This is a genomic window from Micromonospora sp. CA-111912, assembly GCF_050948415.1.
Lineage (GTDB): Bacteria > Actinomycetota > Actinomycetes > Mycobacteriales > Micromonosporaceae > Micromonospora.
On record NZ_CP192007.1, the window covers coordinates 4,845,837 to 4,862,697 of the forward strand.

Sequence of the window (16,861 nt, forward strand, 5' to 3'; positions counted from 1 at the left end):
TGAACTGAGGAGACCTCTTGGACACGGAGATGTGGAGCCTGCTCCGGGTAGGTGATGGCGGGCAGGACCTCGTGCTCACCGTCGACTTCGGCGGGGCCAGGCCGGAGGCCGGGTTTGTGGACCTGGCCGCCCGCCTACCCTCCGGCTGCACCGTGCTGGCCACCCGGCCGCCGGACCGCCTCATCGACGACCCGGTCGACGCCGTCCGGCAGGTCGACGCCTGGCGGGACGCGGTCCTCGCCACCGGTGCGCGGATCTCGGCGGTGATCGGATACTGCTCCGGCGCGACCGTGGCAACCCGCCTGGCGCACGACTTCACCGCCCACGGACACCCGGTCAGCCTGGTGCTGGTCGATCCTGCGGTGGCGACCCACGAACTGCTCCTGGAGGCGTACCACAGCTCGATCGAATCGCTGGTGGCGGTGCTCGACCAGCCGCCGGCCAGCGGCGATGAGGTGTCCGGCCCGGTGCCGGGAGGGGCCGCCCTGGTGGGCCTGGCCCGGCGTCTCGGTGACAGCTACGTCCGGACCGCCGGCCAGGTCGGCCGGGAGCTGGACCTGGACGACGACCTCGTCGACGACCTCGCCGTCCGGTTCCAGCGCTACCTGTCGTACCTGGTGGTGGCCGCTCTCGCCGAGCTGCCGACACCGGTCACCGCACTGCGGCTCCCGGTGCTGACCGTCGTGTCCGCCACGCACCCCGAGGACGCCTTCCCGGCGGTCGGCGACCGCCGGGTCCGGTTCGACGTTCCCCGCGCCGACCTGCTCGCGGACGCCAGAGCCGGTCGGCTGTTGGCGGAGTTCATCACCGGGCGGTCGGCGACACCAGCCCCAGTTCCCGGTAGATAGCGTCACTGACCCGGTGCCAGATGGATTTGCCCGCCACAAAGCCGGGCAGTCCGTTGCCGTTGAAGGCCACCACCAGCTCGTGTTCCGGGTCGACGTATGCCATCGGCGACGACCCGTGGCCCTGGTGACCGAACGTGCGTGGGCTGGTGTGTGACCCGTAGTACGCGTGCTCCTCCCCGTGCCGTCTGCTCTCCAGCGTCAGGCCCAACCCGAAGTCGATGAGGGGAGCCTCCCCGAAGAAGCTCGGTCGCTGCGGTCGGATCATCTGCTGGACGGTCGGTGCGTCCAGCAGGCCATCATGCCCGGCACTCCACGCGTCGCCGACCGCATGGTGGCAGAGCAGCTCGTAGAACCGGGCCATGCTGCGGGCGCTGGCCCACAGCCCCTCACCCGGATGCCGCGTCGTGTGGACCAGGCCGCTGGCCAGCAGCCGCCGGGTTTCGGCAGCGGTCTGCACCTCCTGCGGGCTGCTGAGCTCCGCCGCCCTGTGCCGGTGGTAGGTACCCACCTGGCCGCCGAGCGCCCGCAGCTCGTCGGCGGAGAAACCATAGTGGTACGTCGTACCGAGCGGGCCGGCGATCTCGTCGGTCACGAACCGGTCGAAGTCGCGGCCGTCCAGCTGCCGGACCACCTCGGACAGCACCAGCCAGCCGATGGCCGAGGAGAAGTACGACGGCTGCTGACCGGGCACGTCGTCCGGGTGCAGCCGGGCCGCGAGAGCCCCCTGGACCGCCTGCGCGTAGCCCACGGAGTAAGGGTCGGCGCTGCGCGGGTCGTCGGTGAGCAGTCGCCCCGAGGAGTGGGTGAGCAGGTGCCGGAGGGTGATCGCGGCCTTGCCGTCGGTGCCGAACGCCGGCAGGTAGGTCGCCACCGGCTCGTTCGGGTCGAGTGACCCGCGGCGCCACAGCTCACACAGGGCCGCCGCGAGTAGCGGCTTGCCACCGCTGAACCAGGGCAGGATGTCGTCGGGCCCCAACGGCGTGCCGTCCTCGCGGTGGCCGGCGACCCGGTCGTGCACCGGCTTGCCGGCGATCGAGACGTAGAGCTGGATGCCGAGGTGTCGGACCTCCCCGATCGCCTCGGCGATCGCCCGGTCCAGCGCACCGGTCGCCGACCGGGATGCCGGCCGGTCCGCCGGCTCGTCCCGGCGGTGCTCGGCGCGCAGGACGGTCAGCCGTTCGGCGAACCGGCGCGGGGTGGGCGCCGAGATGAGCGTGTCCAGTGGCACCGGAATGCCGAGCGTCCGGCGTACCCGTTGGAGAAGCTGGATCGCCAGCAGCGACTGGCCGCCGCTGGCGAAGAAGTCGGCGTCCACCGGCAGCTCGGGCTGGCTGAGCAACTCCCGCCAGAGAGCGAGCATGTCGGCCAGGAACGGACTGTCGGGGTCGACCGACTGCGACTCGACCGGAAGGTGTCGACGCGGGGACTCGTGGCCGAGTCGTTCGTCCGTCTCGCTTTCCTGCATCCTGGTCCTCTCGAACGATGGACATCCCACCTCAGGCGCACGATTTGCCTGGAAGCGACGCGGCGTCCGGTGCTGGCCGTCCCCTCGGGCGGCGGACCCGTCCCGCTGGCGCGCCGGCCATCGTAGCCCTCGGGGGACACGTGGTCGCAGCCATGGTGGCGATGTGACAGCTCCGGGCTGTGGTCACTCCGCGTAGTGATGTCTGTGCAATTTGGATCGGTGTCGACGGCCGGGCCGACGGGGTCGGCACGGCGCCCTGAGTGCTCTTGATCACGCAACCGACTCCTGCTAGCGTCGGGGCCGCATCAGATATCAACTATGTTGCATGTGCTAATTGCGGCTACAGATAGTGACCACGGGAGATGTGGCGACGTAACAATTGGTGGACGCACACAGGTATGACCGACCGTCTCCCGATCGGCATGTCGTCAGGCGGCATCCTCTGATCCATGTCCCCGGTGGACCGGTCGACCAGTAACGACCGGCATGGTCCGATCGGATGCCGCATACCCCGACCGTAGTCGCGACCCGGCCAGGTCGACCGGCGGGTTTCCCCTGCTCAGGCCCCATTCGGGTGGCCAACACCCACCCCGTCGGCCCCGCCCACCGGTGGCCCGGTCCGGCGGTGGTCGTAGGTGAGCCGGATCTGGCCGCCGGCGCGGGTGAAGCGCCAGCACCACGGGTCGGTGCGGCCAGCGCACCACGGTCCGGCGAAGCATCGAGGCGGAAGGACGATCAGTCAGGTGGCAAGCTTCAGAGGCGTTGCCGGTTGGCCATCGCGTTGGTGGGCCAGCGTCCGCGACCTGCCGAAGGTCGAGGCCATCCTGCTCGTCAACACCCTCGTCGGGTGCGTCGGGTTCGGTCTCTACACCGCGGTCAGCGTGATCTACTTCTCCACCTTCGCCGACGTGTCGGCGGTGCAGGTGGGGCTCGGCTTCTCCCTCACCGCCTCGGTCTGGATCTTCGCGGCCAGTCCGGTCGGCCGGCTGATCGACCGGATCGGACCACGCGAGATGACCATCGGAGCCGGTGCGGTGCAGGGACTCCTGCTCGCCTGCCTGCCGCTGATCAACGGCGTCGCGTCGTTCCTGATCCTGATGTGCACCCTCGGCATCGCCGAACGTGGCGCGAGCGTCAGCCGGGAGGCGCTCCTGGCGCAGCTCGTCGACGACAAGCGCCGGGTGGCCACCGCCGCCCGGAGCCGGAGCATCGCGAACATCGGCCTCTCGGTGGGCACCGCCCTGGCCGGCGTCGCGCTCGCGGTGAACACCCGGACGGCGTTCGTCGTGCTACTGGTCACCTACGCGGCGCTCACCCTGGGGGTCAGCGCGATCAGCCTTCAGTATCCCCGGGTGCCCGGCCGGCGGGAAACCGTCCGGACCGGTCCCAGAGGCGCCTTCCGCGATCCGCCGTTCCTCGCGGTGTCCATCCTGTCCGGCCTCGTCTCGATCTTTGACACGGTGCTGGTGATCGGTCTGCCACTGTGGATCGCCCACCACACCAACGCCCCGGCCACGATCTTCGCCGGCCTGATGATCACCAATACCCTGCTCGTCGTCCTGTTCCAGGTCCGCGCCGCACGCAACGTCAAATCGGTGCCCGACGCTCGCCGGGCCCTCATCCAGGGCAGCCTGGCCGCCGCGCTCGCCTGCGCCATCTTCGGCGTCACCGCCTGGACCGACACCGCCGTGCTGGCCGGGGCCGTCCTTTCCGCTGGCGTCCTGCTGCTGACCGCCGGTGAGCTGCGCGCCGCAGCCGCCGACTGGTCTCTCCGGTTCGAGCTGGCCCACCCGGACGCCCAGGGCGAGTACGGGGCCATCCACTCCCTCGGTTCGACGATCCGGTCGATCTGTGGTCCGGTCCTGGTGACCTACCTCGTGGGCGTCTGGACCGGCGTGGGCTGGCTCGCCCTGGTCGTCATCTTCCTGCTGCTCGCCGCCGCGACCGGGCCGGTCGTCGGGTGGGCACAGCGCACCCGCGTCCGATACACCCCCGCCGGCAGCAACCCCGAGCCGGTCCCCTCCACCATCGACAGCGTCGCGGGCAAAGCGGTGCCGACGGCGCAACCCGAGGGAGCAACCCGATGAGCCGGCCGGTGCCCGCCAGCCCTGAACAGCGTCGACTGTGGTTGGTCGACCGGCACGAGGAGGGAGGCACCGCCTACACCGTGCCACTGGTCTGGCAGGTGTACGGCGAGCTGGACGTGCCGGCCCTCGAAGCGGCGGTGGACGCGCTGGTGGCCCGGCACGAGGCGCTGCGCTGCGCGTTCGTGGACGACGGCGACCAGGTGCACATGCTGGTCGACGAGCCGGCCGGCGGCAACCTGCGGGTGTCGACCGGGCAGGCAGCCGCGCAGGCCGAAGCCGAGCTGGCCGCATTCCTCGACCGGCCGTTGAGCCTGCAGCGCGGTGAGGTGTTCCGGGCGGCGCTCTGGACGCTGCCCGAGCAGGAGGCGTTGCTCGCCCTGATTCTGCACCACGCCGTGGTGGACGGCTGGTCGGTTGCCAACCTGGCCGAGGATCTCTCCACTCTCTACGCGGGGCTGGCCGGCGCCGGTGCCGAGGGGGCCGGCACGGAACTGCCGCCGGTTCCGGGGATGGCCGAACTGGCCGCCCTGCAACGGCGGGAACGCACCGAGCAGACGCAGCAGGAGGCGGTCAGCCACTGGCGGGAGACGCTCCAGGGAGCACCCGCCGAACTCGACCTTCCGGTCGACCGGGCCCGCCGCCCCGATCTGCTCGACTGGCGTGGTGGCATCCGTACCCACAAGCTGGACCGGTCGACGGCGCAGGCACTCAGGAAGCTGGCCGCCGAGCGTCGCACCACCCCGTTCGTGGTGGCGATGTCGGTGCTCGGAGTCTTCCTCGCCCGATGGTGCAACGTGGTGGACCTGGTGATCGGTGTACCGGTCGCCGACGACCGCGACGAGGTGACCGAGCGGGCGGTGGGCTTCTTCGTCAACACGCTGCCGATCAGGCTCGATCTCAGCGGCGACCCGTCGTTCGACGAGATGATCAGCCGTACCCAGGCCCGCGCGTTCGAGGCGCTGCTGCACCGCGAGGCCCCGCTGGACCTCATCATCCGGTCGCTGGATCTGGACCGGACCCCCGGGACACATCCGCTGTTCCAGGTCATGATGACGTACCAGAACGTTCCGGAGATCCACCTGCGGCTCGGGTCGACCCGGGCGCACCCCCGTCCGGTCTACCCCGCCGGCGCGAAGTTCGACCTGCTGATCGATCTGGCGCCCCACAGCGAGGGACTGAACGTACGGTTCGAGTACCGCACGGCCCTGTTCGACGACCGGTCGATTGCCGAGGCCGTCGGCTCGTACGTCGAGGTTCTGCGACGCGGTCTCGCCGACCCCGGGGTCCGGGTGGGCGAGATCGACCTGCTCCCCGGGGAACAGGTCGCCGAGCGGCCCGACGGGTCGGAGCCGGTGACGGCCGTGCCGTCACCGGTGCTCTCCCTGGTCGCGGACGCGGTCCGCACCGCGCCCGACGCGGTCGCGGTGACCTGTGGAGAGGTTCGGCTCACCCGGAGTGAGCTGTGGCGGGCCGCTCTCCGGCTCGCCGCCCGGCTACGCGCCGCCGGTGTCACCGAGGGGGTGCCGGTCGGCTCGTACCTTCCCCGGGGTGTCAATCTCGTGGTGTCCCTGCTGGGCATCTGGGCGGCGGGCGGGGTGTACGTGCCGTTGGACCCGCAGAACCCGCTGCCGCGCAACCTGTTCATCCTCGACGACGCGGGGATCGGGGTGCTGGTCGCCGACCGGGCGGTCCCCGAGCTGGGTCGGCGCACCGCGGTGCTGCTGGGGGAGGACGACGACACCGGTCCGACCGTCGGGGAGTTCCTGACCGACCCCGGGTCACCGGCGTACGTCATGTACACCTCCGGTTCCACCGGCCATCCGAAGGGTGTGCTGGTGGAGCACGGCAGCCTGGCCGGGCTGATCGCGGAGATGGAGCGGCTGGTCCGGCCGAACGCGGCCGACCGGATGGTCGCGTCGACCACGGTCACCTTCGACATCTCGCTGGTGGAACTGCTGCTGCCGCTGACCACGGGCATCGAGTGTGTGGTCGCGGACTCCGGGATCGCGGCCGATCCGGTCCGGCTCGCCGAACTCGTCCGGGACCGTGGCGTGACCGTGGTACAGGCGACGCCGAGCGTGTGGCGGATCCTGGCCGAACACCTCGACAGCGGGGTACGGGTGGCGATCTGCGGCGGGGAACCGCTGACCGTGGAGGTCCGCGACGCGCTGCTGGGCCTGGCCGGACAGGCGTTCAACGGGTACGGCCCGACCGAGGCCACCGTCTACTCGTCGGCCTGGGAGATGACCCCCGGGGACATCTCCGTCGGCGTGCCACTGCGCACCAACCGGTTCCTCGTGCGGGACCGGTGGGGCCGTCCGGCCCCCGCAGGCACCTGGGGCGACCTGTGGATCAGTGGTCCGGCGCTGTCGCGCGGCTACCTGAACCGACCCGAGCTGACCGCCGAGGCGTTCAAGACGATCGACGGGGTCGGACGCGGCTACCGCACCGGTGACCGGGCCCGGCGTACCCGCGACGGCCAGTACCAGCTACGCGGCCGGGTGGACGACCAGTTGAAGCTGCGCGGCTACCGGATCGAGCCGGGCGAAGTGGAGAGCGCGATCAACCGGCTGCCGGGGGTGAACGGTTCCACGGTCGTCGCGGTCGAGGTCGACGACAACCGTAGCCTCGCGGCCCTGGTGGTGCCCACCGAGCGCGACGGGGCGGGCGCCGCCGTCGATGACTGGCGCACCCAGTGGGAAGAGGTCTACACCGACCTCGACCGGTCGGAGTTCAGTGGCTGGACGAGCAGCCTGACCCGCGAACGGTACCCGGACGGGGTGATGCGGGAGTGGGCCGGCCACACACTCGACGCGCTCACCCGCCTCGGGTTCGAGCATGTGCTGGAGATCGGCGCGGGGTCGGGCATCGTCACCCGGCCGCTGGCACGGAAGGCCGCGACCTGGCTGGCCACCGACATCTCGGCCCGGTCGGTGGACGCGCTGAACGCGGACCGGGAGACGCTGGGCCCCGGTTTCGCGGCGCTACTGAGGTCGGCCGACGAATGGGACGGCCTGCCGGACCGGTTCGACCTCATCGTGCTCAACTCGGTGATCCAGTACTTCCCGACCCGGGAGTACCTCGACCAGGTGCTGGGCGCGTGCCTGGACCACCTGTCGCCCGGTGGCCGGATCTTCCTCGGTGATCTCCGCTCGTGGCCGCTGGCGCGGGCACACTACCGGGCGATGGCAGAGGCACGCCATCCGGACGCGGACGGGCCGCGACTGGCCGCAGCGGCCGACCAACTCGCCGACGCTGAACGGGAACTGCTCGTCGACCCGGGGTACCTGTACCGGCTCGCCGGGTCCCGGGGTGACCTGCGGGTCTCCCTGCGGCCCAAGCACCTGGTCGCATGGAGCGAGATGTCCGCGTTCCGGTTCGACGCGGTGTTGACCAGGGCCGGGGCGCCGACCGCGCCCGACCGCATCCCCGGTGAACACGCCTGGCAGACCCCGGAGTCGTTCGAGGGGATCTGTGCCCGGGTGGGCGACGGCTCCGACCCGGCGGTGGTCCGGGGGATTCCGAACGCCCAGAACGCGGCATGGCTCCCGGCCCGGGAGCCCCGGGTGCCGGTGACCCCGGCGGCGCTGGTGGATCTCGCCCGCGCCCACGGCTGCGTCGCTGTGCTCCGCGTCGACCCGCAGGACGCCACCCTGCTCTGCGCCTACCTCGACCGGTCTGCCACGGCCGCCCGGCGGTACGCGGAGTGGGACGCCGCGCGGGCCACGGTGGATCCGGGCCGGCCACTGGTCAGCGAGCCACGGCGGTCCCCCGCAGCCGGTTTCGATCCGGAGGACGCGATCGAGCGGCTGCGCCGGATCCTGCCGCCCTACCTGGTGCCCCACGTGATCGTCACGGTGCCGGCGCTGCCACGGATGCCCAGCGGCAAGGCCGACCGGAACCGCGCACGGCGGCTGGTGCTCGAACACGTGCAGGCCCGGCAGGGCCGTACCGCGCAGCCGGCCGACCCGCTGGAGACGGCGGTGCGGGACGCCTGGGCCCGGGTGCTCGGCCATGACGGCTTCGGCCGGGCGGACAGCTTCTTCCGCCTCGGCGGTGACTCGCTCGGCGCGGTACGCGTGCTGGCGGACCTGCGCCGCCAGCTCGGCGTGCGGCTCCGCCTGCCGCAGTTCGTCCAGGCGCCGACGTTCGCCGGACTGTGTGGGCTGGTGCGGACTCTCGTGGCGGCCGAGGACGGCGGGAACAGCTCAGGTTCGCTGACGATGAGGGGAGAGACACCGTGACGGGTTCAGCGGATGCGCCGGTGGTCGTCGACACGTTGCCCGGGCTGTTCCGAGCGGCGGTACGGACGCATCCGGACCGCCCCGCGGTCAGCGACGGCAACCGCCGACTGACGTACGCGGAACTCGACCGGGAGTCCGACGCCGTGGCCTCCGGGCTACGGGTCCGGGGCGTGGCCGTCGAGGACCGGGTCGGGCTCTACGCCGAGCGGTCCGTCGACCTGCTCGTGGCGGTCCTCGGCATCCTCAAGGCGGGCGCCGCCTACGTCGCGGTGGACAGCCGCTACCCGGACGCCCGGCGCGACCTCATGCTGCATACCAGCGGCGCGAAACTGGTCATCTGCGCGCCGGACTGGCTCGACCGGCTGCGGGAGCTCCCCGCCGACGTGGTCACCCTGGCCGAGGTGACCCGGTCGGAGCCGACGCCGATGCCGGCCGTCGAACCCGCCAGCGCGGCGAACGTCCTGTTCACCTCCGGCTCGTCGGGGCAGCCGAAGGCGATCGTCCTGGAACACCGGAACCTGGTCTCGCTCGCGCTCAATCCGGGACTGCCCCAGCTCACCCCCGCCGACCGGTCCGGGCAGATCTCCAGCGTGTCGTTCGACGCCTTCAACATGGAGCTCTGGACGGCGCTGGCCGTCGGCGCCGAGGTGGTCGTGCTGCCCGACGTACCGGATCTGCTGGCGGCCGACTTCCAGCGGCAGCTCAGGCGGTACGGGATCACGGTGATGGTGGTCCCGACGATGGTGGTCAACCAGGTGGTCCGGGCGGACCGCGACGCCTTCGCCCCGCTACGCCTTGTCCGGGTCGGCGGGGACGTGCTCCAGCCGTCCGCCTGCCGCGATCTGCTCGGCGGCCGGTTCTCCGGTGAGCTGTACAACATGTACGGACCGGCCGAGATCACCACGGCCTGCACTTCGCACCTGGTGACGATGGCCGACGCCGAGAGCGACCTGATCCCCATCGGCCGGCCGCTGGCCGGGGTGACCGCCCACGTGCTCTCGCCGGACCTGCGGCCCGCCGCCGACGGGGAGATCGGCGAACTGTTCGTGGAGGGGCCGGGGGTGACCCGTGGCTACCAGGACCAACCGGAGCTGACCGAGGAGCGGTTCTGCACGCTCACCGGCGACGACGGTGCTCCGGTCCGGGCCTACCGGACCGGTGACCTGGTCCGTCGCCGGCCCGACGGCGTACTGGAGTTTGTCGGCCGGGCCGACGACCAGGTGAGGATCCGGGGTTACCGGGTGGAGCCGGGCGAGGTGGAGCGGGGCCTGCGCCGCCAGCGGCAGGTGCAGGAGGCGGCCGTCCTGCCCGACGGTACGGCTGACGACCGGCGGCTGATCGCCGTCGTCGTGGTCGACGGCACGCCCAGCCTCGCGGAGCTGCGGGCCCAGGCCGAAGGTGACCTGCCGGACTTCATGGTGCCCAGTCACTTCATCGTGGTGCCGCAGATCCCGGCCACCGACCACGGCAAGCGGGACATGGCGGCGCTGCGCGAACTGCTGGACGCCCACCGCCAGCGCCGGGACAGCTACCTGCCGCCGGGTACGGACACCGAGCGGTATCTCGTCGAGTTGTGGGAGCGGCTGCTCGGGGTGGAGAACATCGGCAGCAATGAGAACTTCTTCGCGTTGGGTGGCCATTCCCTTCAGGCGTTCCAGATGCATCGGCGGATCAGCCGGGACCTCGGGGTGAAGCTGCCGTTCCAGGCGCTGCTGTCCAACACCGTCCTGGCCGACCTCGCGGCCCTGATCGACCAGTCCGTGGCGGGGGGCGAGCCGGCGTGACGGGCGCAGCGGGGATCGAGTGAAGCCGATGGACAGCCCGTACGCCCTCGGTGACCGGATCGAACAGGTCGTGGCGACCCGCGTCCGCCAGCGACCCGACGCGACGGCGGTCCAGCAGGGGGAACGCCGGGTCAGCTACGGCGAGCTGTGGGCGCAGGCGTGCACGGCCCGGGATGCCGTCCGGGCCGGCGGCGTATCGGCCGGTGACGTCGTCGCCGTGCACATGGAACGCACCCCGGAGCGGGTGGCGGCCTTTCTCGGCGTGCTGCTGGCCGGGGCCGCGTACCTGCCCCTGGATCCCCGGTGGCCTAGGGACCGCGTCGACGGGGTGGTGGCACGCAGCGGCGTGTCCCTGGTCGTCACCGACGACGAGCAGCGCTTCGCCGGGACCGGCCTGGTCAGCCTCTCGCCGGACGTGTTCACCGGGTCACCCCGGCCGGTGGCGCCCGACGCGCCGACCGGTCGACCCGAACTCGACGGTGCCGCCCCGGCCAGCGTGTTCCACACCTCGGGCTCGACCGGCCGGCCCAAGGGCGTTCTCTCCCCGCACCGCGGCACCTGCCGGGTGCTGGTCAACTCGCCGACCATCCCGCTGGATTCGACCACCGTGTTGTTGCAGGCCGTACCGGTGCCGTGGGACATGCACTCGTTGGAGCTGTGGGGGGCCCTGCTCAACGGCGGTCGCTGTGTGCTGATGGACCGCGACCAGCCGGCCCTGGACGCCGAGGCGCTGCGCGCCGGGATCGCCCGGGGGGTGAACACCCTCTGGGTGACCAGCTCGTTGTGCAACGTCTTCGCCGACGAGTGCCCGGAGCTGTTCCGCGACATCCGGGTCCTGGTCGTCGGCGGTGACCGGGTGTCCGCCCCGCACCTGCGCCGGATTCTCGACGCCGCACCGGAGCTGCACCTGGTGAACCTCTACGGGCCAGCCGAGTGCTCGATGGCGGCGACCACCCACGTGGTGACCCACGCCGACCTGGTGGACGGCACCGACGACGTGCCCATCGGCCGGCCGGTGCCGCAGACCGGGGTGGTGCTCCTCGACGGCACCGGGGAGATCGCACTCTCCGGTGACGGGCTGGCCCTGGGCTACCTCAACGACCCGGACGAGACCGCGCGCCGGTTCTTCGACCGGGACGGTGTCCGCTACTACCGCACGGGTGACCGTGGCGAACTCGGCCCGGACGGCGAGTTGCGGTACCGGGGCCGAATCGACCGGCAGTTCAAGATCCGTGGTGTGCGGATCGAGCCGGGCGAGGTCGAGGCGGTGCTGCGGTCGTACCCGTCGATCGCCTCGTGCGCGGTGCTGCGGGTGACGCGGCGCGCCGGTGACGCGGAGCTGGCCTGCGTCTTCAGCTCCACCGACGGGCGTCCGGTGGAGCTCGCGCCACTGCGCGACTTCGTCGCGCGCACCCTGCTCGACGCGATGGTCCCGACCCGGTTCCACCAGGTCAGCCGGCTACCGCTGACCCCGAACGGCAAGCTGGACCAGGCCGAGCTGCACCGGCTGGTGTCGCACGCCCCGGCCGGGGCCGCCGACGCCGCCGTGGACCCGCTGCTGGCGGAGGTACGCGACCTGCTCGACCTGCCGGAGGTGACGGCCTCCGACGACCTGTTGGTAGCGGGCGCCACCTCCCTCGACGCGATCCGGCTCGCCGCCCGGCTGACCGGCCGCCTCGGTGTCCGTTGCACGATCGCGGACATCTACCGGCGGCGCTCACTGGCCGGCATCGTCGACGCGCTCGACGCGACCGCGCCACGGGCCGCGACGCCGCTGGTGCCGGTTGCCGCCAGCGGCCCGGCCCCGCTCTCCCACGCGCAACGCCGGTTCTGGCTCGCCGAGCAGACCGCGCCCGGCCAGGCCGACAACATGCTGGTGCTGGCCTATCTGATGACCGGCACCCCGCACCCGGACGTGCTGCGGCAGGCGTTGACCGACGTCGTACGGCGCAATCCGGTGCTGCGCACCAGCTACGGCTGGGACGACGACTCCCCGATCCAGCAGGTGCTGGACGGGGACGCCGTCGTGCTCAGCGTCGAGGAGGTGGTCCTCCCGGCGGTGGCCACGGTCCAACTGGCCGCCGAGCAGGCGACCATGGACTGGTGGAGCCGCCCGTTCGAGCTGGAGGACGAGATCCCGGTCCGGGCCCGGATCTGCCGGCTCGACGAGCGTCGACACCTGCTCTGCCTGCACGTGCACCATGTCGCGTTCGACGGCTGGTCCGAATCGGTCTTCCTGGCGGACCTCGCCGACGCGTACGCGGCCCGTCTCGCCGGGAAGGACAGCCCGCCCCCGGGCGGGCCGGTCTCCTACCGGGACTTCACGGTGTGGGAGCAGGAGAACCTGGAGCACTGGCGTCGTACCGAACTGCCCTTCTGGCGGGACACCCTCAAGGGTGCGCCGGCCCCGTTTCTGCCGCGTCCGTCGGCCGTGGGTGAGGCGCCGCGGCGGGAACTCGAACTGGAGGTGACGGCGGAGACGGTGGCCGCCCTGCACCGGGCCGCCGCCGCGAACGGGGCGCCGCCGGTGTCGGCCCTGATCACCGCCACCGGCAGGGCGGTGGCCACCGTCTTCGGGGTGCCCGACTTGCTTATCGGCACGGTTACCGCTGGCCGGTTCGACACCGAGACCGAGCGGATCATCGGGTACTTCGTCAACCCGCTCGCGGTGCCGGTGTACGACGTGCCGGGCAGCGAGCCCGGAACGCTGCTGCGGGCGGTCAGCGACAGCACGGTCGCTGCTCTGGAGCATGCCCGGATCCCCTTCGACGAGCTGGTCCGGGAGCTGCGGCCGGACCGGTCCCGGCATCCCTTCTTCCAGGTCTGGGCGGTGCTCCAGGCGGAGACGCCACCGGTGACGATGGGCGCGGACGTCGTTGTCGAACGGGTCCGGGTCCGGCCCCCCACCACCGCCGTCGAGCTGATGTTCGAAGCGTTTCCCCGCCCGGACGGTTCCTGGTCGCTGATCATGCTGTGGCGGGCCGACGGTATGACCGAGGACACCGCCGTGCGCCTGCTCGCCGAGATGGACGACGCCCTGCACACGCTGGGATAACGCACATCAACCCTGGCAGCGCAGATCTACACCTACGGCCAGCGCATGCGGGGGGAAATCGACAAAGCAGGCAGCCCCGGCCCTGGCCGCCCTGGCCGTCGCGGCGACGGGCCTGGTCCTGGCCCCGTCACGGTTGACATGGCCGTCGGGGCCGCCATCGTCTCGGGCGGCCCCGCTCGCGGAGACCTTCGTGCTGGTCTTCGTCCGTCCGCTGCCCTAGCAGCCGACCGGGTTCTGGGAGTACACGACAAGCGTGTCGAAGCTGGCCCTCGCGCGGCAGTATCCCCGTTCGGCGGGGTCCATGAAGTAGGCGGTGGCTGCCGTACCGTCGGAGGACTGCTGCAGGTAGTAGAGCGTCTCCGGGTCCTCCTGGTACGGGCCGGCGGGCGCGTCCGCGCGTTCCAGGGCGATGTCGATCGGGCCGCTGCATCCGCCCGAGAGCCTGGCGAAGGCGGTCTGCATGCCAATGGAGTAGTAGAGGTTGGTGACCGTCAGCGAGCACGCCGATTCTTGTTGGGGCGCGGCGGCGGGCGCGGCGGTGGCCGGCGTCGCTGCGGCGACCAGGCCCCCAGCGAGTACGGCTGCACTCACCATGCTGCGGATTCGCATGATTCGTCCTCCCCAGTCGAAGCGTGTAGAAATCTTCCACACGTGATGTGAATCCTGGCAAAGAATGCCGGGCGGGGGAACCCTTCAAGGGAAGCCAGCCGAGGAGGACGTCGCGACCCGCCGTAGTGCCGCTCATGGCAGTTCACCGCCGAGAACAGGGGCCGGACGATCATCGCGTCCAGGGCGGCGGGAGGGTGCACCACGAGCATCCGCCACGGTCAAGAAGCTCCATGAAAGCGGGGGAGTCCGGCCGTGTGGCAAGGGGAATCACCGTTTGCCCACCCTTGCGGGACCCTTGCCACCTGGATGAGGGCGTACCGCGTCCACGGTCGCCAGTCCTAGCTTCCTTGCACCGAGCCGCCGCTCCCCGCCTGAACCCTTTCCTACCGGTTTTGGGCCTCCTCATCGACAACGGCTCGGAGGGAAGGAACGTGATGAACCAGAAGAATGCGCTGGCCGTCATCGCCGCGGTGGCGATCACGCTGAGCACTGTGGGGGTCGCGAACGCTGCGTTGCCCTCGCGAGCCCGCAGCGCCACACCGTCTGTTGGTGGCTTCCGCCCGCTAGGTGTGCAGGATCGGTCGGATGCCCTGGCGGCGGCGGCTCAGGAGACCACAGCTGTGGCCAAGGTGCTGGGCCTGGGGCCCAAGGAGCGCCTGGTGGCCAAGGATGTGCTGGTCGATGACAACGGCGCCCGGCACGTGCGCTACGACCGTACGTATGACGGCCTGCCGATCGTGGGCGGCGATCTCGTCGTGCACCGGTCTGTGGGTAACCAGGTCGCCGGGGTCACCTGGGCGCACGAGGGCACGATCAAGATCAATGGCGCGACCTCCCCGCGCCTCAGCGTCGAGGACGCCTCGGCCCGTGCGCGGCGCGGGGCGAAGCACGTCAGGTCGCCGCGGACGACGAAGCAGGACAGCAGCCAGCTGGTGGTCTGGGCCGTGGGCAAGGTCGCGGTGCTGGCCTACCGTTCCACGGTGACCGGCGCCGGCGAAGTGGGCGCCAACTCGCGCGAGGCGGTGGTCGTGGACGCCTCCAGCGGCGCCGTGCTCGACCAGTACGAGGTGCATCAGCCGGTCTCCGGTACCGGCAACGGCATCCACGTCGGCCAGGTCACCCTGGAGACCACGCAGAACAGCAGCGGTTACACGCTCACCGACGCGCTGCGCGGCTCCACCATCGTGTACGACTCGTACGGCAGCTCGGAATCCACTCCGTCGCAGAACGCCAGGGCCTTCACCAAGTCGTCGAACTCGTGGGGCAACAGCACCACGTCCAGCCGCGAGAGCGCTGCCGTGGACGTCTCCTACGGCCTCGCCAAGACCTGGGACTACTACAAGGCCACCTTCAACCGCAATGGCATCCGCAACGACGGCAGGGGCGCCCCGGCGTACGTACACGTCGGCACCAACCTGGTGAACGCCTTCTACGACGACACCTGTTTCTGCATGGCCTTCGGCGACGGCTCCTCGCAGAACAGCAACACCCCGCTCACCTCGCTGGATGTCGCTGGTCATGAACTGAGCCACGGAGTCACCGCCGCCACCGCGAACCTCAATTACTCCGGCGAGTCCGGCGGCCTCAACGAGGCCACCAGCGACATCTTCGGTTCCATGGTCGAGTTCTACGCCGCCAACACCGCCGACCCGGCCGACTACCACATCGGCGAGAAGCTCAACGTGAGCAGCAACGGCTACATGCGCCGGATGGACAACCCCGCCGCCGACGGTAACTCCCTGTCCTGCTACAGCAGCCAGGCGTCGACGGCCGACGTGCACTACTCCTCCGGCATCGGCAACCACTTCTTCTACCTCGCCGCCGAGGGTACTGGGGCCAAGACCATCGGCGGGCTTGCGCATAACGGCACGACCTGTAACAACGACACCTTCGCCGGGATCGGCCGGAGCAAGGCGGAAGCGATCTGGTACCGGGCCCTGGCCACGTACATGACCTCGACCACCAACTACTCGGCAGCCCGTACCGCTACCCTCAGCGCGGCTGCCGACCTGTACGGCACCGGGTCGCAGGAGCGGTACATCGTGTCCAGGGCGTGGGCAGCCGTCTCCGTCGGGACCGTGTTGCCGACCCCTACCGGAAGCCCGTCACCGTCGCAGTCCTCCTCGGCGAGCCCGACGCCGTCCTCGTCGGCCAGCCCGACGCCGTCCTCGTCGGCCAGCCCGACGGCGACGTCGTCGCCGCCCACCGGCAGCGCGCTGGTCAACGGCTCGTTCGAGCAGGGCACCCTGGGCTGGACCCAGAGCGCCAACGACATCACCAACTCCACGCTGGCGCCCGCACGTAGCGGCAGCTGGTACGCCTGGATGCTCGGCTACGGCAGCTCCGCCGCCGAGTCGCTGTCGCAGAGCAACATCGCCGTGCCGAACACGGCGAGCCCGAAGCTGACGTTCTGGTTGCGGGTCTCCACCCAGGAATCCGGGGCCATCGCCTACGACACCCTCAAGGTCAAGATCAACGGCACGACGTTGGCCACCTACTCCAATGCCAACGCCAGTGCCGCGTACGTCCAGAAGACGATCGGCCTCAGTGCCTACCGCGGTAAGGCGGTCAGCCTGGAGATCGCCGGCCTGGAAGACGCCTACCTGTCCACGATCTTCCTGATCGACGACGTCAGCATCAGCTGATAGCTGCGCCCTCAGCCGCCGGACCGGGGGATTCGCCAGGCCGATCCCCCGGTCCCGCTGGTCCCAGAGCGCGACATACGGAGGCAGGCAGGGTCGCCTGCCTCCGCTACGGACGGGGCGACAG

Annotated in this window: 8 protein-coding genes; 6 read left to right on the forward strand and 2 right to left on the reverse strand. The window is 71.0% G+C overall.

Annotation, left to right across the window (positions count from 1 at the left end; translation table 11 throughout):
- The first annotated feature begins 17 nt into the window (after positions 1 to 17).
- Positions 18 to 848 carry a hypothetical protein gene (locus tag ACQPZO_RS19990; protein WP_433343045.1) on the forward strand — a complete coding sequence of 277 codons (831 nt, stop codon included), beginning with the start codon at positions 18 to 20 and terminating at the stop codon, positions 846 to 848.
- Here ACQPZO_RS19990 and ACQPZO_RS19995 read toward each other — a convergent pair.
- Positions 805 to 2,313, reverse strand: a complete 1,509-nt coding sequence (locus ACQPZO_RS19995; RefSeq protein ID WP_433343046.1) for a serine hydrolase — start codon at positions 2,311 to 2,313, stop codon at positions 805 to 807. The genes ACQPZO_RS19990 and ACQPZO_RS19995 overlap by 44 nt on opposite strands.
- A 743-nt stretch (positions 2,314 to 3,056) precedes the next feature.
- Between ACQPZO_RS19995 and ACQPZO_RS20000 the strand changes: the two genes are divergently transcribed.
- From ACQPZO_RS20000 to ACQPZO_RS20015, 4 genes are read left to right on the forward strand one after another with little or no spacing between them, the layout of a single operon-like run.
- Complete coding sequence (locus tag ACQPZO_RS20000) at positions 3,057 to 4,400, forward strand: MFS transporter (RefSeq protein WP_433343048.1); 1,344 nt, start codon at positions 3,057 to 3,059, stop codon at positions 4,398 to 4,400.
- Complete coding sequence (locus ACQPZO_RS20005) at positions 4,397 to 8,644, forward strand: amino acid adenylation domain-containing protein (RefSeq protein ID WP_433343049.1); 4,248 nt, start codon at positions 4,397 to 4,399, stop codon at positions 8,642 to 8,644. The genes ACQPZO_RS20000 and ACQPZO_RS20005 overlap by 4 nt, the downstream gene beginning before the upstream one ends.
- Positions 8,641 to 10,428, forward strand: a complete 1,788-nt coding sequence (locus ACQPZO_RS20010; RefSeq protein WP_433343051.1) for a non-ribosomal peptide synthetase — start codon at positions 8,641 to 8,643, stop codon at positions 10,426 to 10,428. Before ACQPZO_RS20005 ends, ACQPZO_RS20010 begins: the two co-directional genes overlap by 4 nt.
- Before the next feature lie 28 nt (positions 10,429 to 10,456).
- Complete coding sequence (locus tag ACQPZO_RS20015; protein ID WP_433343053.1) at positions 10,457 to 13,483, forward strand: AMP-binding protein; 3,027 nt, start codon at positions 10,457 to 10,459, stop codon at positions 13,481 to 13,483.
- Positions 13,484 to 13,699: 216 nt separating this feature from the next.
- Here ACQPZO_RS20015 and ACQPZO_RS20020 read toward each other — a convergent pair whose 3' ends face one another.
- Positions 13,700 to 14,092, reverse strand: a complete 393-nt coding sequence (locus ACQPZO_RS20020; RefSeq protein WP_433343055.1) for a hypothetical protein — start codon at positions 14,090 to 14,092, stop codon at positions 13,700 to 13,702.
- Between the two features lie 434 nt (positions 14,093 to 14,526).
- Between ACQPZO_RS20020 and ACQPZO_RS20025 the strand changes: the two genes are divergently transcribed.
- Positions 14,527 to 16,737 (forward strand): M4 family metallopeptidase, encoded by a 2,211-nt coding sequence (locus ACQPZO_RS20025; protein ID WP_433343056.1) that lies wholly within the window; start codon positions 14,527 to 14,529, stop codon positions 16,735 to 16,737.
- Positions 16,738 to 16,861 lie beyond the last annotated feature (124 nt).